Below are 20,701 nucleotides of genomic sequence, written 5' to 3'. Positions count from 1 at the left end.
TTTTTCTTTCAATTCTTCACCATTATAAGGAGTTTGTCATGGAGCCGATCGGAGTCCTCTTAATCATTATCATCTTTTTTGGAGTGATCATACTCTCGAACGCCATCCGTATTTTGTCCGAATACGAACGGGGCGTCATCTTCCGGCTTGGAAGGATGATAGGCGTGAAAGGGCCGGGATTGATCCTGCTCATCCCCATTGTTGACAAAATGATTCGCGTCAGCCTTCGGACCGTGGTGCTGGATGTTCCTCCGCAAGATGTCATCACGAAAGACAACGTGTCGATCAAAGTGAACGCAGTGGTCTACTTCCGCGTCGTCCAGCCGGACAAGGCGATCGTGAGCGTGGAAAACTACATCTACGCCACATCGCAGTTGGCGCAGACAACGCTCCGCAGCATCCTCGGACAATTTGAGCTGGACGATCTGCTCGCCCAGCGGGATAAGATCAACCATGAGCTTCAGATGATCATCGACCAGCATACGGAGCCGTGGGGGATAAAAATTTCAACGGTGGAAGTGAAGCAGATCGACCTTCCCCCGGAGATGCAGCGAGCCATGGCGAAACAGGCGGAGGCGGAACGCGAACGGCGGGCAAAAGTTGTCCATGCCGAAGGAGAATTGCAGGCAAGCGCGAAACTTGGCGAAGCAGCCTCGATCATCCAAAAGAATCCGATCGCTCTCCAACTGCGGTATCTTCAAACATTGACCGAGGTCGCGTCGGAAAATAATTCGACGACCATCTTCCCCTTCCCGATAGAGCTGCTCACTCCATTCATTGAAGCCTATAAGAAAAAATAGAGCCGGAGATCAATAAAAAAAGGGAACGCATAAACGCGTTCCCTTTTTTATTGCGCCGATCATTGCTGCGGAGCAGACGGCGAGGTCGTTCCTGAGTTACACGTTCACTTTTTCCGCATTGCAGTACTCGTCAAACGCACCCGTTAAATCTGCGGCGATCGAATCCGCATCGCGGTTTTCAATCCTGAAACGGGGGATGAAATGCACAAGCTCTCCGTCCTTGAATAATGCCACGGAGGGCGACGATGGGGGAATTGGACCGAACCACTCCCTCGCCCGCGCCGTCGCTTCCATATCTTGGCCTGCAAAGACGCTCGTGAGCACATCGGGTTTATTCGGATGCCGGAGAGCCTTGGCGATCGCCGGCCGCGCTTTTCCTGCCGCACATCCGCAGACAGAATTCACAACGACGAGCACTGTCCCTTTTTTCTGGCTCAGTGTCTCGTCTACCTCTGCGGCATTCCGCAATTCGCGGATTCCGATTGTGGTTAACTCATCGCGGAAAGGCTGAATCATGACTGGATCGTACATTGATGCACCAAATAAAAATTATGAATTAGGAATTAGGAATTAGGAATTGAAACCACAGAATCATGTTGATCGCAGGGTTTTCAAAATTGATCCGATAATTCGTAATAACTCTGTACATTCATCCAACAAAGTTTGAGCTATGTTTTGTTCCAAATAACCGGAATCTTTCAATAAACGGAGCCAAAAGTGAGTTTCTCTTGCTTCTTTATAGGCAATATTCAACTTTGCGTAAAAGTCTCTTCGTGACTGAGCGCCAATCGCTTCCTCTACATTGGCGCCAATCGATGTCCCGCTCCGGAAAAGTTGATCGAAAATATTCCGATTTTTCTTCTCCTCCGATTTATTTTGAAATAGCCGAACAACATGAAGTGAAAATGCATAACTCTTAACCTGAACAACATTCCCCTCTTTCATAGCCTCCCCCCAAATATTTGTTCTTTTATTCCTAATTCATAATTCCTAATTCTTCATTGCATTTAACGCGCTTCCCGCTTTGAACCATTTGATCTGCCCCTCGTTGAAGGAATGATTCACGAGAATGGTATCGACTTTTCCGTTGCTGTGTTTCGCTTCAAGCTGCAACGGAACACCCGCTGCAAATGTTTGCAGGCCTTTGATGGCAAGAACATCATCCTCTTTGATCAAATCATAGTCGGCCGGATTCTTGAACGTCAAAGCGAGCATCCCTTGTTTCTTCAAATTTGTCTCATGGATCCTTGCAAAGCTCTTCACGATGATCGCCCGCCCGCCGAGAAAACGGGGCTCCATCGCGGCGTGTTCACGTGAGGACCCTTCTCCGTAATTCTCATCGCCGATCGTCACCCAGCCGATTCCTTTCGACTTGTAATCGCGTGCTACGGCTGAAAATTCCTTTACTTCGCCCGACAATACATTTCTCCCTTTGCCGGCCTCTCCCGAAAAAGCATTGACCGCACCGCTGAACATATTGTTGGAGATGTTATCGAGATGACCGCGGTACTTCAGCCACTTTCCCGCGGGAGAAATATGATCGGTCGTACATTTTCCCTTCACTTTCACCAGCACGCGGAGGTTTTCCAGATCCTTCCCCTCCCATGCCCTGAACGGCTCCAGCACCTGAAGCCGATCGCTTTTTGGATCCACGTTCACCTGGACGGAGGAACCGTCTTTCACGGGCTCGACAAATCCCCGTTCCCCGGGCGTGTATCCCCTTTTCGGAAGCTCATCCCCCTTGGGAGGATCGAGCTTCACCACTTCCCCTTTTGCATTGACAACGGTATCGGTGAGCGGATTGAACGTCAATTTTCCCGCCAGCGCGAATGCGGTGACGATTTCGGGGCTCGCAACAAACGCATGCGTGGCCGGGTTGGCGTCATTGCGTCCGGTGAAATTCCGATTGTAGGAAGTGATGATGGAATTTTTTTCTCCCATCGCGACGTCGTGCCGTTTCCATTGTCCGATACATGGACCGCATGCGTTGGCGAGGACAAGTCCGCCGATTTCGGTCAAAGTTTTGAGCTGTCCGTCGCGTTCGATCGTCGCTCGAATCTGTTCGCTGCCGGGTGTAATCGTGAACTCCGATCTTGCCTTCAACCCCTTTTGGAGGGCCTGTTTTGCGACGGATGCCGAACGCTCGATATCTTCATACGAAGAGTTGGTGCAGCTTCCGATGAGCGCTACCTTTAATTCTTCGGGATAATTGTTCTTTCTCACCGCAGCGGCAAACTCAGAGATCGGCCATGCCAGGTCGGGCGTGAACGGACCGTTCACATGCGGTTCGAGTTCGCTCAAATTAATCTCAATGACCCGGTCATAGAATTTTTCGGGACCGGCAATGATGTCTTTGTCCGGCATCAGGAATTCGGCGACCCCCTCGGCGAGCGAGGCTACCTCACCCCGCTCCGTCGCGCGAAGATAGTCCGCCATCCGGGAATCGAACGGGAACACGGAAGTCGTCGCTCCGATCTCCGCCCCCATATTGCAGATGGTTCCTTTGCCGGTGCACGAGATCGATTTCGTTCCTTCGCCGAAATACTCGATAATTGCGCCGGTTCCTCCTTTTACCGTAAGGATCCCGGCCACTTTGAGAATCACGTCTTTCGCTGATGTCCAGCCGTTCAGCTTTCCCGTCAAATGAATGCCGATAATTTTTGGGAACTTTAATTCCCACGGCATTCCCGCCATCACATCGACCGCATCCGCGCCGCCGACGCCGATGGCAATCATGCCCAGCCCTCCGGCGTTCGGGGTGTGCGAATCCGTGCCGATCATCATGCCGCCGGGAAATGCATAATTTTCCAGCACCACCTGGTGGATGATTCCGCCTCCCGGCTTCCAGAAACCGATCCCGTATTTGTTCGAAACGCTCGCAAGGAAATCATACACTTCCTTGTTGTCCTCACTCGCCCTCAACAAATCTCCTTTTGCGCCGACCTGCGCCTGGATCAGGTGGTCGCAATGTACCGTCGAAGGCACTGCGACTTTTTTCCTTCCTGCCGACATAAACTGGAGAAGCGCCATCTGCGCCGTCGCGTCCTGCATTGCAACTCTGTCCGGAGCAAAGTCGACGTACGAAACACTTCGTTCCGCCGCTTTTGGCGGCGTTTCAAAATAATGAGCATACAATATTTTTTCCGTCAGCGTCAGCGGACGCCCGACGAGTTTTCTGGCGGCTTGAACTTTTGCCGGCAGTCCGGCGTACACGCTCTTGATCATTTCGAGATCGAAAATCATAAGCTCTTTTCCTTATCGACGGGGTTAACGGGGCAAATTCCTAGTATAATATATGAATCCGCGACTTCCCCCGCAAGAGAGCGTGTTGCACGGGAGTCGTTTTTTCGTTATTTTTCAACGATCGGGTGAAGAAGAAAGAAGCAATGGACGAGAAACCTCAGGCAGATTCCGATGTCCTGGAAGACGTCGTTGACGAGACAAAGGTAAAGGATCCTGTCCGGGCGATCCTTTTTAATGATGAGGTCCACACGTTCGACGAGGTCATCAACCAGCTGATCAAAGCGCTGCGATGCGACCACGCAAAAGCAGAAGCGTTGACGTGGGAAGTCCATAACACGGGCAAGTCGTGCGTGTACACCGGAGAGTTGAGGCGCTGCCTTGAAATCACGCGCATCCTCGAAGAAATCGAATTAATGACACAAATTGAAGTATAGAGAGAATGACATGAAAAAAACGACATCAATGATATTCATGGCGCTGGCGTTCCTTGCATCCAGCGGAACCGCCGGAGAGTTGATCCATTTCAGAGACACGACCACCTCGTGGGATAACGTTTTGATCATCGCCGCGCAGCAGAATAAGCTCGTCTTCGTGGACGCATATACCGATTGGTGCGTCTGGTGCAAGGTGATGGACAAAGAGACATTTTCCGACAGTGCGGTCGCGAAATTCATGGATGAAAAATTCGTTCCGGTGAAATACGAGATGGAAACCGGCTTCGGGCTGGTGATGTCCGAGAAATACCGCGTCAACGGATTTCCTTCGTTTCTCATTTTCACCACGGACGGCAAGCTCGTCTATCGGATCCTCGGATATCTGAAGCCGAAAGAGTTCCTGGAAGCCCTCAACGCGGCACTCGATCCCTCAAAACAAGAACATCTGACCGGTGTCTCGGCCTCCCTCGAACCAGGGTTCCCCCAATTCTATAAAGATTCGTTTCTGAAAGGGAGCCTCAGGAAGCGTCCCGACAGCGCGACCGTGAACTCGTTTTTGGCTTCTTCCCCCGAGCTTGCAAGCGAAGTCGCCTGGTCTGTTCTTTTTCGGTTCAGCTCGCAAGTGAACGATAACTACCGGGGGTTCGTTTACGACAATTTTGAGATGTTGAAAAGGATGTACGGAGCCAACGATGTTCAGTCGACGGTCGGCACGTTCCTTTCTTCGGACCTGAACCGTGCCATCAAGGCGGACGACGAGCCGGCTTTGCGGAGAATCATGGCGGCTGCGGAGAAATATTCTATCGGGCCGATCGCCCAGATCAACTTAAATTACCAGCTCCGTTTTTACAGCGGGACAAATCGCTGGACAAGATACGCCGACCTCATCGACAGCGCAAAACGCTCAGGCAATGCGCTCGATGAAAATGCGATGAACAGCTACAGCTGGACGGTCTACCTGAAGTGCGACAACAAGGACGTTGTTGCCCGCGCCGCAAAGTGGATGGGAGCGGCGGTCGAAACTCGGCCGGAATATATGCTCCTCGACACCTACGCTGCCCTCCTCTATAAGAACGGAGAGCTGAAGAAAGCGAAAGAATATGCTGAGCGGGCCATCGCGAACGGCAAACAAGGCAAAGAAGATGTTCAGGAAACCGAAGAGCTTCTGAAGAAGATCAATGCATCACTCGAAGCAAAACCGTAACACCCGATGAACTCTCGCGATATACGACAATCCTTTCTCGACTTCTTTGCATCGAAGGGGCACCGCATCGTTCCGAGCGCGCCGGTGATACCGCACGGAGACCCGACACTGCTTTTCACGAACGCGGGAATGAATCAATTCAAAGAAGTTTTCCTGGGAACGGGGAAACGGGATTACACCCGCGCAGCCGATACACAAAAATGCATCCGCGTCAGCGGGAAACATAACGACCTCGAAGAAGTCGGCCGCGACACATATCATCATACGTTCTTTGAAATGCTCGGCAACTGGTCGTTCGGCGATTATTACAAGAAAGAAGCGATCGGATGGGCGTGGGAATTGTTGACGGGTGTTTGGAAACTTCCCAAGGAACGGCTCTGGGCAACCGTCTATAACACTGACGACGAAGCCTTCAACCTGTGGAAGAACGTTACCGACATCAATCCGTCACATGTTCTGAGGTTCGCCGAGAAGGATAATTTTTGGGAGATGGGGGAAACCGGTCCGTGCGGTCCATGTTCTGAGATCCATATGGACCTGACGCCCGAAGGGAACGCGCCGGCGTCGCTCGTCAACGCCGGTTCGCCGCAGGTGATCGAGATCTGGAACCTCGTCTTTATTCAGAACAATCGAACGGCACAAGGAGAACTCGAAAACCTGCCGATGAAACACGTCGACACCGGCATGGGATTCGAGCGTGTCTGTTCGGTGATGGTGGCGATGAAGAACAATTTCAAGCGTCCGGCCTCGAATTACGACTCGGATGTTTTCACTCCGCTCATCGATACAATTTCAGCATTATCGGGAAAGCCGTACGGCAACGATGGCGACGCCGATGTCGCGATGCGCGTCATTGCAGATCACGTTCGCGCACTCACATTTGCGATCGCCGACGGGGCCATTCCTTCAAACGAAGGACGCGGGTACGTGCTTCGGAGAATTCTCCGCCGGGCCGCAAGGTTCGGAAGGAATCTCGGATTCCGCGAGCCGTTCCTGTTCAGGCTGGTCAACACCCTCGTTCAGACGATGTCGCATGTCTTCCCGGAAATTCAAGAGCAGCAGGAGCACATCGAGAGGGTCATCAAGGGCGAGGAAGAAGGATTCAATCAGACGCTGGACAGGGGGTTGGAAATTTTCGGGGAAGCGGCACAACGAGCTGTGAGTTCAACGTTGAAAGTGATAAGCGGCGAAGATGCATTTAAATTATACGATACCTTCGGATTTCCGCTGGACCTGACAGTCCTCATTGCGGGCGAAAAGGGATTGCATGTTGATGCGGGAAGATTTCAGGCGCTCATGGAAGAGCAGCGCCATCGTTCAAGAAGCGGCAGCCGTGCAACAATGGCTGAGATTCCGGGGGCGACTGAAGAACTATCCAAGAAAATTCTGACCGCAAAATTCGATTATGACTCGCTTGAAGAAGATGTCAATGGCATCGAGGAAATTTGGATCAATCGCGTCCGATCAAATGCGGCTCGAGAAGCGGATTATTTTCTCATCAATAAGCCTGTCACCCCTTTTTATGCTGAATCGGGCGGGCAGGTAGGCGACACGGGCAACGTGTATGTTGGAGAAGCTGTTTTTGAAATTGTCGACACGCGCAAAGAATCCAATTTTATCGCCCATTACTTAAGAAATTTTGCTTCGCTTGCCGAGATGCATAATAGGCTGTCAAAGGAAAAGAAAGCAAAATTACGGGTCAATAAACCGCGCCGCCTTTCCATCATGCGCAACCACACTGCGACGCATCTCGTCCATGCGGCGCTGCGGAAGGTCCTCGGCACGCATGTGCACCAGGCGGGCTCGCTTGTTGCCCCCGAACATTTGCGGTTCGACTTCGCACATTTCGCAAAAGTGAGCGAACAGGAGCTGGCTGAGATCGAAAATATCGTCAACGAGAAGATCAAAGAGGGCGTTGAACTGACGCATTGGCGCAATATCCCGTTTGAAGAAGCGCAGAATATGGGGGCGCTGATGTTCTTCGGCGACAAATACGGCGACAGGGTGAATGTCGTGCAGTTCGGAGACTTCAGCAAGGAGTTCTGCGGCGGCACGCACGTGAAAAATACCGGGGAGATCGGGTTCTTCAAAATCCGCTCGGAGTCGAGCAGCGCCAGCGGCGTGCGGCGCATCGAGGCAATCACGAGCAATTTTGCGGTCGAGTATCTGAAAATTCAGAACATTTCATACAAAGATCGCGTCGAGATGGGATACCAGCTTATCCACGAGATCCAATCCCTCCAGAAAGAAATTATCCGGCTAAGCGGCGGCGCTTCCCCGCTGTCTAAAGAAAAGACGCTGAACCTCGACATTCAGCTCCGCGCGATGGAGCAGATCCCTGAAGTCCCTGCGGCTGTGATCACGGCAGAATTGACGAAGGAATTTGTCGACCTGCAGGCCCGTTTCCGTGCCCTGGAAGACTACTTGTTGAAGCTGTCGGAAAGAAAGAAATCGTTCGAAAAAGAACTGGCGAGATACAACCTGAAATCAGCGGCGTCGGACGTCGAAGCTCTTGTCGGAAAAGCGGGGGCAGTGGACGGATTCAAACTGGTTGCATCAAAAGTCACAGCGGCCGACATGGAAACGCTGAAGTCGATCGGCGACACGCTCCGCTCCAAGATGGGGAGCGGCGTCGGACTTCTCGCCTCGGTCATCGACGATAAGGTGGCGCTCGTCTGCGTTGTGAGCGACGATCTGATCAAGACAAAGAACATCCAAGCGGGAAAGATTGTCGGAGCCGTGGCAAAGATTGTCGGCGGAGGGGGAGGCGGGAAGCCGCATCTCGCGACGGCCGGAGGCAAAGATGTCGCAAAACTCGATGAAGCGCTGGGAAACGTCGCGGCGGTGGTAGAAGGAATGCTGTAAAAGGTCAAAAATCAAACCTAAAAAATGAAAAACCTTAACCTCCTCTCATGTATCGGGAACGATCATGTCGGTTTATCAAAATCTGATCTCTGCGGCAAGAACTAAAGGAGCGGGATATTTCATTCTCGTCGATCCCGACAAGATCGATGAAAAGAGTTTCCCTAAATTTATCGAGCAGGCCTCGGAGGCAGGCGTTGACGGATTCCTCGTCGGAGGAAGCCTTGTCCTTGCCGATACGTTTGAAGAGTGCATCAAGACTCTCAAGAAGATCGCGAACGTGCCGGTGGTGATCTTCCCCGGAAGCGTTCAGCAGATATCGAAAGAAGCCGATGCAATTCTGTATCTGTCGCTCCTGAGCGGGCGCAACGCCGAGCACATTATCGGAAGCCAAGTGACCGCCGCGCCGATCATCAGGAAAATGAACCTCGAAGCGATCTCCACGGCATACATGCTTGTGGAATCCGGACGAACGACGTCGGCGGAATTCATGAGCAACACCAAGCCGCTTCCGCGCAACAAGCCGGATATCGCGGTGGCCCATGCTCTTGCTGCTGAGCTTATCGGCTTTAAGTTCATCTATCTTGAGGCCGGCTCGGGCGCCGAGCAGCCCGTTCCCGATGACATGGTTGCCGCGGTATCGCATCATTGCTCCGTCCCCCTCATTGTCGGAGGAGGAATCCGCACCGCCGAAGCGGCTTACAAGAAAGTGAACGCGGGAGCACAATTTATCGTTACGGGAAATGTTCTGGAGCAAAACGGAACGAATGGATTAATGAAAGAGTTCGCTTCCGCAATTCATCATCGCTGAAACTCAAACGCCGGACACGCAGAAAGTACGAGTATGGCTCACCTTCCGCTGACGCTCGTCTATCGACAGAGCTTCATTCAGGATTCACTCAAAGCAAGCGCTGAAACGAAGTTGAAGATCGCCGAGCAGTGCAACGCCGATATCTCAAAAGCGATCGATATCATCATTGCCGCTTTCAACAATAAAAAGAAGATCCTGCTTTGCGGCAACGGCGGCAGCGCGGCGGATGCCCAGCATCTCGCGACCGAATTTGTGGTCCGCCTCTCCCCCTCAATCAAACGCTCCGGACTCCCCGCCATTGCCCTGACCACCGATTCGTCGACCTTGACCGCGGGCTCAAACGATTTCGGCTATGACAAGGTCTTTGCGCGATCGGTAGAAGCGCTCGGCACCGAAGGGGACGTCCTCATCGGCATCAGCACAAGCGGCAATTCGGCGAGCGTGAATGAGGCATTCAAGAAAGCCCGGGAGAAAAAAATGGCGACGATCGCCTTCCTCGGCAAGGACGGCGGTGCGTCGAAGGAGCTGGTTGATCTCGCGATCATCGTCCCTTCAAACGACACTCAAAGAATCCAGGAAGGACATATAACGATCGGGCATATTATATTTCAGGAGGTCGAGCAAGAGATGTTCGGGTGAGAAGGACCGAGCAGATGGTTGAAGGAAAGAAATTTTTCAATCACATTTTCCCAAGGCAGATACTATGAAAGGTTTTCCGGGAATGGGCGGCAATATGCAGGGAATGCTGAAACAAGTGCAGAAGATGCAGGAGAAAATGGCGCAAGTCCAGGCAGAGCTTGAACAAAAGACCGTTACCGCCGAGTCCGGGGGCGGGATGGTCAAGGTCACCGCGAACGGGAAGCAGCAAATACTGAAGATCACGATCGAAAAGGAAGTGGTCAATCCGCAGGAAAGCGATATGCTTGAGGATCTGATCGTTGCGGCGGTGAACAAAGCGCTGGAGGAATCGAACAAGCTGGCGCAATCGGAGATGGCAAAAGTGACGAACGGAATGCTGCCGAATATTCCGGGGCTTAATCTTCCGGGAATGTAATGCGCTATACGTCCGAATCGGTCGAACAGCTCGTCGAAGAATTTGCCCAGCTGCCGGGAATCGGAAAGAAAACGGCTCTCCGGCTGGCGTTGTTCGTCCTGAAAATGCCGCGTGAAAAAGTCGCAAACTTTGCCCGCGCCCTGCTGAACATGAAGGACAAGGTGCGGTATTGCTCCGTGTGCAGCAACATTACCGAGAGCGACCCGTGCAACATCTGTTCGAGCGAAAAACGAAACCGTCGGGTCATTTGCGTGGTCGAAGAACCAAACGACGTGATGGCGCTGGAAAAGACGAACGAGTTCCACGGATTGTACCATGTGCTCGGCGGGGCGCTGTCGCCCCTGGATAATATCGGTCCGGAGGATTTGAAGGTCAAAGAACTGCTCGCACGCATTACGGACGACATCGAAGAGATCATCCTTGCAATGAACCCGAACATTGAAGGTGAAACAACCACCGTGTACCTCTCCCGATTGCTCAAGCCGCTGAATGTGAACGTGACGCGCATCGCCCGCGGCCTCCCGATCGGGGGAGAGCTGGAGTTTGCGGATGAGGCGACGCTGTCGCGCGCATTGGAGGGACGCATTGCGCTTTAAGTACCTTCTTCCGGCTTGTTTTCTCCTCGTCTTTGCGACAGGATCGTGCGATCTGTTAAAAACGCGCGACCCGCAGCCGCCGAGCCAGGGAAATACCGCCAACCCGCCGGCTGCCAGCCCCCAGATCCTCATCGCGAACTTGCAGGCGTGCTTTGCAAACAAGAACTTCAGCGATTACGAAAAAATATTCGCCGACCTTTCCACCGATGGCAGAACGTACGTCTTCGTTCCGACGCAAGAAGCGTCTGCAAGCTACTCCGCCATTTTTTCTCGGTGGACGACCGAAGCCGAACTGAATTATTTCAGGAAGGTCATGGCGAGTGTCAGTTCCGGATTTACCCCGACCGTCTCGTTCACCAACAGCGTCACGACAACATTCCTGTCGGATTCTGCTCTCTATGAAGCCGATTATTCGGTGTTCATTACGCCGACGACGTATTCCGGCCACGTCCGTTTTTCAACGTTGCTTAACAAGAACACCGGAACGTGGGTCCTTGACCGCTGGGAAGATTTGCAGTCGTCGAACAGCGCGGCGTTGACCTGGAGCGATTTGAAAGGGCAATTCAGCCAATGAAAGCGGCAGCTGTGATTCTCGCATGCTCGTTGTCTCTGTGCGGCTGTCTCAATCCGTTCGCCCCGGCACTGGATACATCGAACCAACTGAACAACTCGGTGCTGGGAGACCAGAAGACCATCGACGGCGTCTTTCAAAATTTCAAGCAGGCGTATCTCTTCAAGGACACGACCGTGTACGGACAATTGCTCGCGCAGGATTTTATTTTCGTCTACCTCGATTACGACATCGGCGCCGATGTTTCCTGGGGGCGCGACGACGACATGCGCACCACGAACGGATTGTTTCAGAACGCACAGAGCCTCGACCTTGTCTGGAACGGTTCCGTCCCCGTTGAGGGGGACACGGTTGACCTCTCCGTGAACGTGACAAGAAATTTCAACCTCACCGTCACGTTCAGCCCGACGGATATCGTCAACATCGACGGTTATGCAAGCCTGACGCTCGAGCGGCCGAGCGTGAACAGCGAGTGGAAGATCTCGCGCTGGAACGATGAATCGAACTTCTAACGATGACCGAATGCCTTCACAGCTAAAAATATCGTACCAAGGGGAGCCCGGCGCATTCAGCGAGCAGGCGGCAAAGGCGTTTTTCGGGAATGCCTGCCGGACCATCGCGCGCGAAACATTCCACGAAATTTTTGAGGACGTGGTCCGGAACACATCTGCGTTCGCCGTCGTCCCGATAGAAAACTCGCTTCACGGCAGCGTCCATCAGAATTTCGACCTTTTGTGGAAATTTCCCGTTGTTATCACCGGCGAGATCAAGCTCCGGATCAAAATGAACCTGCTTGCTCTTCCCGGAGTGAAGATCAAAGACGTTCGCGCCGTTTTTTCGCATCCGCAGGCCCTCGGTCAGTGTGAAAAATATCTTCGGTCGATGAAGCGGATCACAGTCAACCCGTTTTACGACACCGCGGGAGCGGCCAAAATGATCGCAGCCGAGCGCCGCCGCGATGCCGCTGCGATCGCCAGTCTCCAGGCGGCTGAAGATTATGGACTGAGCGTTCTCCGTGCTGGAATTGAAAGCGACCACAGAAATTTTACCCGCTTCGTGATCATCGGAACAAAGCAAATACGGCCGAAAAGAAACGCAAAAACGTCCCTGATCTTCACGACCAAGAATATCCCGGGGGCGCTCTTCAAATGCCTCTCCGTGTTCGCGCTCAGGAACATCAATCTTCTCAAAATCGAATCGCGGCCGATCATCGGCGCGCCATGGGAGTATCTGTTTTATCTGGACATTGAAGGGGATGCGCGAGAAAAGGAATGCGCCAATGCGTTCAACCATTTGCAGGAGCTCACGTCCTATTTCAAAAGCCTTGGTTCGTATGAAACCGGAACTATCGTCAACCCTCAATGATCGACCGATAAGAGCCGCCGCATGAACATTTTTTACATCCTCAAAGAAGGGATTTCGGGCTTCAAGCGTGCCCGTCTGTCGATGATCATCTCGATCTTTACGATCACGATCTCGCTCATTCTCCTCGGACTCTTCACCATCGTTTTCCGCAACACGAATCAGATCGTCGAATCCCTGCGAGACCGCGTCGAGATGGAGGCATTCCTCGAGGAACCGGTCACGGAGGAGTCTTCCCCCGTCATCGAAAAAAAGATCCTTGCGATCGCAGGAATCCAGCAGGTGAAATACATTTCCAAAGAACAGGCGGCGAAGATCTTCAAAGAGCAGTACGGTGAAGACATCCACAACATCCTCGATTTCAACCCCCTTCCCCCGTCGTTCAAAATATACCTCGAGAAGGAATACAAGAATACCGACAGTGCGAAAGTCGTGTACGCTAAGCTGAAACAAGTCCCCGGCGTCGACGATGTGATCTACCGAAAGACGCTGCTCGAATTGCTCGACCGCCGCGCGCAGATCTTCGCGGTCGCCAGCTTCGCCGCCGGCATCGCGCTTCTGATCACTGCGATCTTCCTTGTTTCCAACACCATCCGGCTCGCCATCTACGCCAAAAGAAAGATCATCGCGACGATGAAGCTTGTCGGAGCGACACGAACATTTATTCGCCTCCCTTTTGTCGTCGAAGGGATCATTCAAGGCCTGTTGGGAGGGCTCTTTTCTTCGGGGGTCATTTATCTCGTCGTTGCATACGCTTCGAGGATCTTCGGCGGAGATTTGGCGGCGATCGTGTTCGTCGAGCCGGCCTTCTATCTCATCATCCTTACGGCGGGAACGCTTCTCGGACTCATCGGAAGCGTGATTTCTGTGCGGAAGTTCATCAGCGAGAGCGTTGCGGTCACGAACTGAACGGCCGCGGTTCGAGTTGTGATTTTCACTATTGTTTTTTACATTGGTACGGTTCTAATCCCACTGAGAAACACCTGTGGCGATGAACGGATGCCGTTATCATCACCATCATTTTGCAGCAATACATAGGAGCGTAATTCGCATGTCAAGCAATTATCCTGCCAGCGGCTGGGCCAAGGTCCTCCTAGCATACCATAAGTTCTCCGGAAGTTGGGCGTGGGCTCTTCACCGCATTACGGGGCTCGTCTTAACCGGCTACATCATGCTGCATATTTTCGCGTTGATGTCCCTTCAAAAAGGGAAAGAAGCCTTCGACACCGAGATGCTGATGTTCAGGACTCCGCTGTTTCTTTTCCTTGAGTGGTTCCTGTTTGCGTTCCTCCTCTTTCACGCGCTCAACGGCATCCGCATCGTGCTGGTGGACCTGGCAGAAGGGGCCCGTTACCATAAGAAATTGTACTATGCCGCGGTCATCGTCGGACTCATCCTCTTCTTCGGCATGGGGTATATCATGTTCTCGCAGGACGCGATCCACTCCGTGGCTGCGGTGAAGTAACATCATTTTTCCCAAAAGGGATCGACACTATGTCTTCTAAATATTATGGATCGCGGGGTTCGGGAGCGCCGGCATGGTACCTGCAGCGGGTCTCGGGCGTAGCGTTGTTTGTGGTCGCTATCGGGCACTATATTCTCATGCATTACCATCTCGATTCCGGTCATACGTACGACGCCGTACTTGCACGGATGCAAAATCCGCTGTATAAGGCGCTGCAGATTTCCTTCGTTGTGCTTGGACTATACCACGGGCTTTCGGGCACATGGAATATTTTTCGCGATTTTAAAATGCCGGCGTGGCTGAGCTGGACTCTTCTCGGACTTCTCTATCTCGCGGGAATCACGTTCGGCAGTTTAGGCATCGCAACGATCCTTTCATTCTAATTCACTCGGCGCCTTCGGAAGCGCACAAATCTACGAAGGCTTATTTCAGCACCTGAGCTCTTTATCGGAGTTGTCAATGGTTCATACGTTTGATGTCGTTATCGTCGGGGCAGGCGGAGCGGGGCTTCGTGCCGCGCTGGAAATTCCGCAGGGACGCACCTGCGCAGTCTTGTCGAAGGTCTATCCGTCGCGCTCGCATACGGGGACGGCGCAGGGGGGCGTTTGCGCAGCGCTTGCGAATGAAGAAGAAGATTCATGGGAATGGCACATGTTCGACACGGTCAAAGGGAGCGATTATCTCGGCGACCAGGATTCGATCGAGATCATGTGCCGCGACGCCATCCGGGCGATCATTGAACTCGAGCATATGGGGCTCCCCTTTTCGCGTACGCCTGACGGGAAAATCGCCCAGCGGAAGTTCGGAGGGCATACGCGTCCCGAAAATCCCGCCGACCCGAATTCGAAGCGAGTCGCCGTCCGCCGCGCCTGTTATTCTGCGGACAGGACCGGGCACGTCATGCTTCACACGCTTTTCGAGAGCTGCATCAAACAGGGAGTCCATTTCTACAGCGAATTTTTTGTCACCGACCTTATCATGAACAAGGGCGTTTGCTGCGGCGTCGTTGCGATGGAAATTGCCACGGGCGAGATCCATATCTTCCACGCCAAGGCAGTGATGTTTGCAACGGGGGGATACGGACGGGCCTTCCGCATAACGTCGAATGCACTGATAGGAACCGGCGACGGGTGCAACATTGCCTACGAGAACGGAATCCCGATGGAGGACATGGAATTCTTTCAGTTCCACCCGACCGGATTGTGGAAGCTGGGGATCCTTATCTCAGAGGCCGCACGCGGCGAAGGAGGGATTCTGCGCAACAGCGCGGGCGAACGGTTCATGGAGCGGTACGCCCCGACGGTGAAAGACCTTGCGCCGCGGGATATGGTCTCCCGCGCGATCTACACGGAGATCAAACAGGGACGCGGCATCAAGGGGAGCGACGGAACATACTACGTCAATCTCGACCTCACGCATCTCGGCGCACAGGTCATTCATGACAAGATTCCGGAGATCACGGGGTTTGCCAGAACGTACCTTGGCGTCGAGCCGTTGAAAGAGCCGATACCAATCCAACCAACGGCGCACTATGCGATGGGAGGGATCCCGACGGATAACGATGCGCGTGTCTTCCTTGACGCGAAAGGAAAGGTCCTGCCGGGTTTTTATGCCGCCGGAGAATGCGCCTGCGTTTCGGTTCACGGCGCAAACAGGCTGGGGACGAACTCGCTCCTCGATATCATCGTCTTTGGCAGGCGTGGCGGCAGAGCGATCGCAGAATATTTGGACGACGCGGACCTCACCCCCCTTCCGAAAAACCCGGACGGGAAAACGCGTGAAATGATCGACGGAATCCTTTCGAGCAAAGGGAGCGAGAATGCAGCGGCGATCCGGATGGAGATGCAGGAAAAGATGATGGACAAGTGCTCGGTATACCGCGAAGCAAAGATGATGAAAGAATTGGCCGGCGAGATCCACGATCTGAAGAGCCGCTACAAACATATCTCCATCGCAGACCACGGGAAGAAATTCAACACGGAACTCATGGAGGCGATCGAACTACGGCATCTCCTTGGCACGGCCGAAACCATTGTCGTCTCTGCGCTCAACCGGCAGGAAAGCCGCGGCGCGCATGCCAGGGAAGATTTTCCAAAGCGCGACGATAAGAAATGGTTGAAGCATACGTTCATCGATTACAACAACGGCGGAAAGCCGAAGATCACCTACAAACCGGTGGTCATCACAAAGTTCCAGCCGAAAGAACGTGTTTACTAACCTCATCGAGGGACGTTCTGCACTCTTTTTCACCTAATTGAGGATGGTCCAATGCAGGTAACATTTCGCGTTCAAAAGTATAACCCAGAGACCGATACGACTCCTTATTACAAAGAGTACGTTGTCGACGGTGTCGATGAAACCTGGCGTGTCCTGGACGTGCTCGAAAAGATCAAGGGTTCGATGGATGGATCACTCACGTACCGGCGCTCGTGCGCGCACGGCGTCTGCGGCTCGGACGGGATGCGCATCAACGGACGGAACCGGCTTGCCTGCTCGATCCTGCTCGGGGTGCTCGATTGCACAAAAGTGATCACGCTCGAACCGCTCCCTTCGATGCCGGTCATCAAAGACCTCGTGGTCGACCTGACAGATTTTTACAAGAAGTACGAACTGGTAAAGCCGTACCTTATCTCCAAAACGAACCCCCCGGAAACGGAGCGCCTCCAAAGCAACGAGGATGCCGAAAAGCTCTTCGAGTCGGCGAAATGCATTTTATGCGCATGCTGTTCGACGTCGTGCCCTTCGCTGTGGACGAACGAAAATTATCTCGGCCCAGCGGCTCTGCTGAAGGCGTACCGGTTCACGTTCGATACGAGGGACGAAGCCGGAGACGAACGCCTCGACATCGTTGACACTCAGGATGGGGTCTGGCGGTGCCATACGATTTTCAATTGCATTGAAGCCTGCCCAAAAGAGATCAACATTACCTGGCACATCTCTCAGCTGAAGAAGGCATTGGTCAGCAGGGAATTGTAGACTAGAGACCGACGGTAAGGACGTCGATTTCATTCAATCGTGAGAAAAGCCGGACTGCCGTCGCAGCCGGCTTTCTTATTTTTTGAGGTTTACTCGTTTTCCCGCCGAACCTCAACCTGAGGAGAGCCGTCCTCCGCCTGAGCCACCGAGACAGAGATCGGCCGGCAGCATACCTCACAATCCTCGATGTACTCTTGAGGTATCACAGAACAGTCAATGACCAGCTCAATCCTTTCCCAACAGTAAGGACATTCTGTTTCCACGGTTTTCACGTACTCCATAGGATACTCGCTATCACAATCTCTCAAATTGAGGCTTTTTAATGTATACAAGGCTTAACAAAGCCTGCCCATAGCAAACTCCGATCATTATTTCAAAGAAACATTGGTCGGTAAAAATGACCTGGTGGTGGTAAAAAATCTCTATTCCTAAAGAAATCGATCAGATTACGGGCCAAAAATCAAGGTAAAATTTTTGGCACGAGTAATGCAAGTATATTGACCATTACACTTAGACAATAGAAAACCAACATCACTCAACCATCAAACAATAACAATAGGAGTTTACCATGGGCCAGCAACAGTTGCTTCTGATCATCTTGGGCGTCATCATTGTCGGTATCGCCGTGGCAGTCGGTATCACGATGTTCCAGGATAACGCCGTCGATCAAAACCGCAGCGCGGTGATCGCGGACTTAACAACCTTGGCTGCCAAAGCGCAGCAATATTATGCCAAGCCGACAACCCTCGGCGGAGGCGGAAATTCGTTCGTCGGCTTGACGGCAGATGCAACGGGTCTCGGCATTCTCGCGTCGACGGCATTCACAAATAACGCGAACGGAACCTACACGGTGAAGACGGCAGGAACCGCGACGACGGTAGTGTTGCACGGCGTTGGCAAGACCGCGTTGAGCGATGGAACGTTCCCGTCATACGACATGACAGTGACGAACCAGACACAGACCCCGACCAAGCTTAACTAGCATTAAGCATCTTTCGGCATCATCCCCTGCCTGGAAGGCGGGTGAGGTAAAACCGCAAAGCCCCGATGAACGTCGGGGCTTTGTTTTGTACTGACGTGCATTAACCCGCCTACTATTTCTTTGTCATAACAAAAACGCCATTCCAGTTTTCAGGGGGCGGAGCATCGATGAACATCGTCGACCGCTGGATGTACAGGTTAGACACGATATCATCTCGGCGGATCTGGAGCGCCTGCTGGAACTGATCGATGGCGCTTTTCCATGCCCGCTTTTTGTACGCCTCGAGGCCAGCATGATAATAATCGAGAAATTTTTTCGTTGAGTCGTTTTGCACTTCGTCAGCCATCCCTATTAATTCATAAATACGGACGGGCTCGGTTTTCCCCACAACAACCACAAGGTCCATTTCGCGTGCGAGCACCGATTGGGAAACGCGCCGGTAGGTGAACTCGCTCATCAGCAGCCGCGTGCCGTATTCCTTATTGACTCCCTCGAGACGGGACGCAAGATTCACTGCGTCGCCGACCGCGGTGTAGTTGAATTTTGTCTCGGCTCCCATGTTGCCGACGACCGCCTTGCCTGTATTCAATCCGATCCGTTGATTCACGACAGGCCGCCCGAAATGAATCCATTTCGTGTGAAGTCCCTCCAACCTTTTCTGCATCCGCAGTGCGGCAGCGCAGGCGTGCACAGCATGGTCAGGATCGTCAAGCGGCGCTCCCCAGAATGCCATGATCGCATCGCCGATATATTTGTCCAGCGTCCCCCGGTCCTCGATGATGATATTCGTCATCTCGCTCAAATAGGTATTCAGAAGGCCGACGGTGTTCTGCGGACCGAGCTTCTCAGCCATTCTTGTAAACCCTTCAATGTCCGCAAACAATGTCGTGATCTCGCGCTCCTCGCCGCCGAGCTTCAGCAGGGAAGGATTGTCGATCAGCTGCTCAACGACCGATGCATCGACGTATTTCTGGAACATTGCTTTGATCTGCGTCTTCTGCTTCCCTTCGGTCGCTGAAATGTAGCTCATCGCTCCCGCATAACTGAAGAAGATCGCAAAGATCGGTTCCGTAAGGCTGTACATCGTCCCCGTGTTTGCGAACGCCGAGTACGCAAACCACAGGTATCCTCCCAGCAGGAATATTCCTATAGGAAGACTCCATCGCAGTTTCAACAGCATGGACGAAACGGCGACGGCGAGCGTGAGGATGATGAGCAGGATCAGCTGCGCACCGAACGACGCCGTGCTGATAAAGTGATCCGTCATGATCTGGTCGTAGACATTCGCATGCACATAACAGTTCGGAGACTTTTCTGACACCGGGGTCGCGCCGATGTCCGCGATGGAGCGCGCAGTCGGTCCGATGATGACGACGGCCCCCTTGAACATGGAAAGCACCTGCGCATCGCCGCGGGTGAAGGCGTCGAGAACATCATAAAAAGAGATCTCCTTGTAGATGCTGTTCTTGCCTGCGTAATCGACGAGGATTTCGCCGTGCTGGGTCACCGGAATTTCCAGCTGTCCGGCATGAACCATCATGCCTTCCTCGGAGGGTGTGACTGTCACGGACTTGAGGTCTATATTCAACGCATGGAATGCAAGGGCCGCGCCGAATGCCGGATAATAGTCGCCGGCGTACTCTACAAGGAACGGCATTTTACGGATAATGCCGTCGACGGAGTCGGGATTGAGCAGCACATGCCCTACACCGCTTCCGAGCGAAGCGAGCGAATCGAACGGACGTTCGTCGATATACGTAGCGCGCGGAAAATTCAATCGTGCCCCTCTGGTCGGGATAGCGAACGGGTGAAGAACGGCGTACGCCTCTCTGTCAACGTCCTTCGCCTTGAGTTCCCCGATGTCTTCACTGGGAACAAAAGGACCGACGGCATGGATCACGTGGTTCGACAACGCCGCAAGCCGCAGAAACAAGCTGTTCTGAAACTGCGAGGCGCTGTCCTGCTTGACGGTGGGGAAAAAATAGTCGACGCCGATCGCTTTCGCGCCGCTCGCGGAAATAATGCCGAGCAGCGAGCCGAACTTATCGCGAGGAACGGGATAGTCGAGTTCCTTCAACGTATTCTCATCGATCTTCACAATGACAACGTTGGAGGTATGAGGCCGTTCACCCCGGGCACGGATGAGTGCGTCATACGATTTGCGCTCCAGCGCCGGAAAGAAATTGGACCCGAACGTATTTTCTATCGAGTTGGTGTGAAAGAGGTAAAGAGAAAATGCCATCGACGCGGCCGCAACAAGAATCCCAACCGCCAGCTTCATCAATGTTCTTTTCATTCGGCGTGACCCTTTGTGGTAGAGGAGTGGTTCGGCAACAATTCA

At 53.0% G+C, this 20,701-nt stretch carries 22 protein-coding genes; 17 read left to right on the top strand and 5 right to left on the bottom strand.

The window, feature by feature from the left end:
* Positions 1–38: 38 nt before the first annotated feature.
* Positions 39–800, top strand: a complete 762-nt coding sequence (locus VMF88_14950; protein HTY12358.1) for a slipin family protein — start codon at positions 39–41, stop codon at positions 798–800.
* A 96-nt stretch (positions 801–896) separates the two neighbouring features.
* Here the strand turns inward: VMF88_14950 and VMF88_14945 are convergent, their stop codons facing one another.
* The 3 genes from VMF88_14945 to VMF88_14935 form a co-directional block, all read right to left on the bottom strand.
* On the bottom strand, positions 897–1,316 hold the full coding sequence (locus VMF88_14945) for a BrxA/BrxB family bacilliredoxin (GenBank protein ID HTY12357.1): 420 nt from the start codon (positions 1,314–1,316) through the stop codon (positions 897–899).
* 75 nt (positions 1,317–1,391) lie between these two features.
* Complete coding sequence (locus VMF88_14940; GenBank protein HTY12356.1) at positions 1,392–1,745, bottom strand: four helix bundle protein; 354 nt, start codon at positions 1,743–1,745, stop codon at positions 1,392–1,394.
* 45 nt (positions 1,746–1,790) lie between these two features.
* Positions 1,791–4,043 (bottom strand): aconitate hydratase, encoded by a 2,253-nt coding sequence (locus VMF88_14935; GenBank protein ID HTY12355.1) that lies wholly within the window; start codon positions 4,041–4,043, stop codon positions 1,791–1,793.
* A gap of 143 nt (positions 4,044–4,186) precedes the next feature.
* On the opposite strand from VMF88_14935, the gene VMF88_14930 reads away from it, so the two are divergent.
* The 15 genes from VMF88_14930 (at position 4,187) to VMF88_14860 (ending at position 17,378) form a co-directional block, all read left to right on the top strand.
* The gene (locus VMF88_14930) at positions 4,187–4,477 is read left to right on the top strand and encodes an ATP-dependent Clp protease adaptor ClpS (GenBank protein ID HTY12354.1); all 291 of its coding nucleotides are present in this window, start codon (positions 4,187–4,189) and stop codon (positions 4,475–4,477) included.
* 10 nt (positions 4,478–4,487) lie between these two features.
* The gene (locus tag VMF88_14925) at positions 4,488–5,681 is read left to right on the top strand and encodes a thioredoxin fold domain-containing protein (GenBank protein HTY12353.1); all 1,194 of its coding nucleotides are present in this window, start codon (positions 4,488–4,490) and stop codon (positions 5,679–5,681) included.
* A gap of 6 nt (positions 5,682–5,687) precedes the next feature.
* Positions 5,688–8,546 carry an alanine--tRNA ligase gene (alaS, locus tag VMF88_14920; protein ID HTY12352.1) on the top strand — a complete coding sequence of 953 codons (2,859 nt, stop codon included), beginning with the start codon at positions 5,688–5,690 and terminating at the stop codon, positions 8,544–8,546.
* 64 nt (positions 8,547–8,610) lie between these two features.
* A complete protein-coding gene (locus tag VMF88_14915) occupies positions 8,611–9,354 on the top strand; it encodes a geranylgeranylglyceryl/heptaprenylglyceryl phosphate synthase (GenBank protein ID HTY12351.1) in 744 nt (247 codons plus the stop codon).
* Between the two features lie 33 nt (positions 9,355–9,387).
* Positions 9,388–9,993 carry a D-sedoheptulose 7-phosphate isomerase gene (locus VMF88_14910; GenBank protein ID HTY12350.1) on the top strand — a complete coding sequence of 202 codons (606 nt, stop codon included), beginning with the start codon at positions 9,388–9,390 and terminating at the stop codon, positions 9,991–9,993.
* A 64-nt stretch (positions 9,994–10,057) separates the two neighbouring features.
* Positions 10,058–10,408 carry a YbaB/EbfC family nucleoid-associated protein gene (locus VMF88_14905; GenBank protein HTY12349.1) on the top strand — a complete coding sequence of 117 codons (351 nt, stop codon included), beginning with the start codon at positions 10,058–10,060 and terminating at the stop codon, positions 10,406–10,408.
* Entirely contained in the window at positions 10,408–11,004 is a 597-nt protein-coding gene (gene recR, locus VMF88_14900; protein HTY12348.1) for a recombination mediator RecR, read from the top strand. Before VMF88_14905 ends, recR begins: the two co-directional genes overlap by 1 nt.
* Positions 10,994–11,578: a hypothetical protein gene (locus VMF88_14895; GenBank protein ID HTY12347.1), complete on the top strand. Its 585-nt coding sequence runs from the start codon at positions 10,994–10,996 to the stop codon at positions 11,576–11,578. The genes recR and VMF88_14895 overlap by 11 nt, the downstream gene beginning before the upstream one ends.
* The gene (locus tag VMF88_14890) at positions 11,575–12,087 is read left to right on the top strand and encodes a hypothetical protein (protein HTY12346.1); all 513 of its coding nucleotides are present in this window, start codon (positions 11,575–11,577) and stop codon (positions 12,085–12,087) included. Before VMF88_14895 ends, VMF88_14890 begins: the two co-directional genes overlap by 4 nt.
* Positions 12,088–12,097: 10 nt before the next feature.
* Complete coding sequence (pheA, locus tag VMF88_14885) at positions 12,098–12,940, top strand: prephenate dehydratase (protein ID HTY12345.1); 843 nt, start codon at positions 12,098–12,100, stop codon at positions 12,938–12,940.
* A gap of 21 nt (positions 12,941–12,961) precedes the next feature.
* A complete protein-coding gene (locus VMF88_14880) occupies positions 12,962–13,846 on the top strand; it encodes a permease-like cell division protein FtsX (protein ID HTY12344.1) in 885 nt (294 codons plus the stop codon).
* Positions 13,847–13,988: 142 nt separating this feature from the next.
* Complete coding sequence (gene sdhC, locus VMF88_14875; protein HTY12343.1) at positions 13,989–14,402, top strand: succinate dehydrogenase, cytochrome b556 subunit; 414 nt, start codon at positions 13,989–13,991, stop codon at positions 14,400–14,402.
* Between the two features lie 29 nt (positions 14,403–14,431).
* Positions 14,432–14,785: a hypothetical protein gene (locus VMF88_14870; GenBank protein ID HTY12342.1), complete on the top strand. Its 354-nt coding sequence runs from the start codon at positions 14,432–14,434 to the stop codon at positions 14,783–14,785.
* A 76-nt stretch (positions 14,786–14,861) separates the two neighbouring features.
* On the top strand, positions 14,862–16,619 hold the full coding sequence (sdhA, locus tag VMF88_14865; GenBank protein ID HTY12341.1) for a succinate dehydrogenase flavoprotein subunit: 1,758 nt from the start codon (positions 14,862–14,864) through the stop codon (positions 16,617–16,619).
* A gap of 51 nt (positions 16,620–16,670) precedes the next feature.
* Complete coding sequence (locus tag VMF88_14860; protein HTY12340.1) at positions 16,671–17,378, top strand: succinate dehydrogenase iron-sulfur subunit; 708 nt, start codon at positions 16,671–16,673, stop codon at positions 17,376–17,378.
* An 89-nt stretch (positions 17,379–17,467) separates the two neighbouring features.
* On the opposite strand, the gene VMF88_14855 is transcribed toward VMF88_14860, so the two are convergent.
* Complete coding sequence (locus VMF88_14855) at positions 17,468–17,659, bottom strand: CPXCG motif-containing cysteine-rich protein (protein HTY12339.1); 192 nt, start codon at positions 17,657–17,659, stop codon at positions 17,468–17,470.
* Positions 17,660–17,946: 287 nt separating this feature from the next.
* Between VMF88_14855 and VMF88_14850 the strand changes: the two genes are divergently transcribed.
* Positions 17,947–18,360, top strand: a complete 414-nt coding sequence (locus tag VMF88_14850) for a hypothetical protein (GenBank protein ID HTY12338.1) — start codon at positions 17,947–17,949, stop codon at positions 18,358–18,360.
* Between the two features lie 112 nt (positions 18,361–18,472).
* On the opposite strand, the gene VMF88_14845 is transcribed toward VMF88_14850, so the two are convergent.
* The gene (locus VMF88_14845) at positions 18,473–20,656 is read right to left on the bottom strand and encodes an adenylate/guanylate cyclase domain-containing protein (protein HTY12337.1); all 2,184 of its coding nucleotides are present in this window, start codon (positions 20,654–20,656) and stop codon (positions 18,473–18,475) included.
* Positions 20,657–20,701: the final 45 nt, after the last annotated feature.

It is taken from the genome of Bacteroidota bacterium, assembly GCA_035506275.1.
GTDB lineage: Bacteria > Bacteroidota > Ignavibacteria > UBA10030 > UBA8401 > JAGVPT01.
The sequence above is the reverse complement of the archived record's forward strand: the minus strand, read 5'-3'. Positions and strand labels throughout refer to the sequence as shown.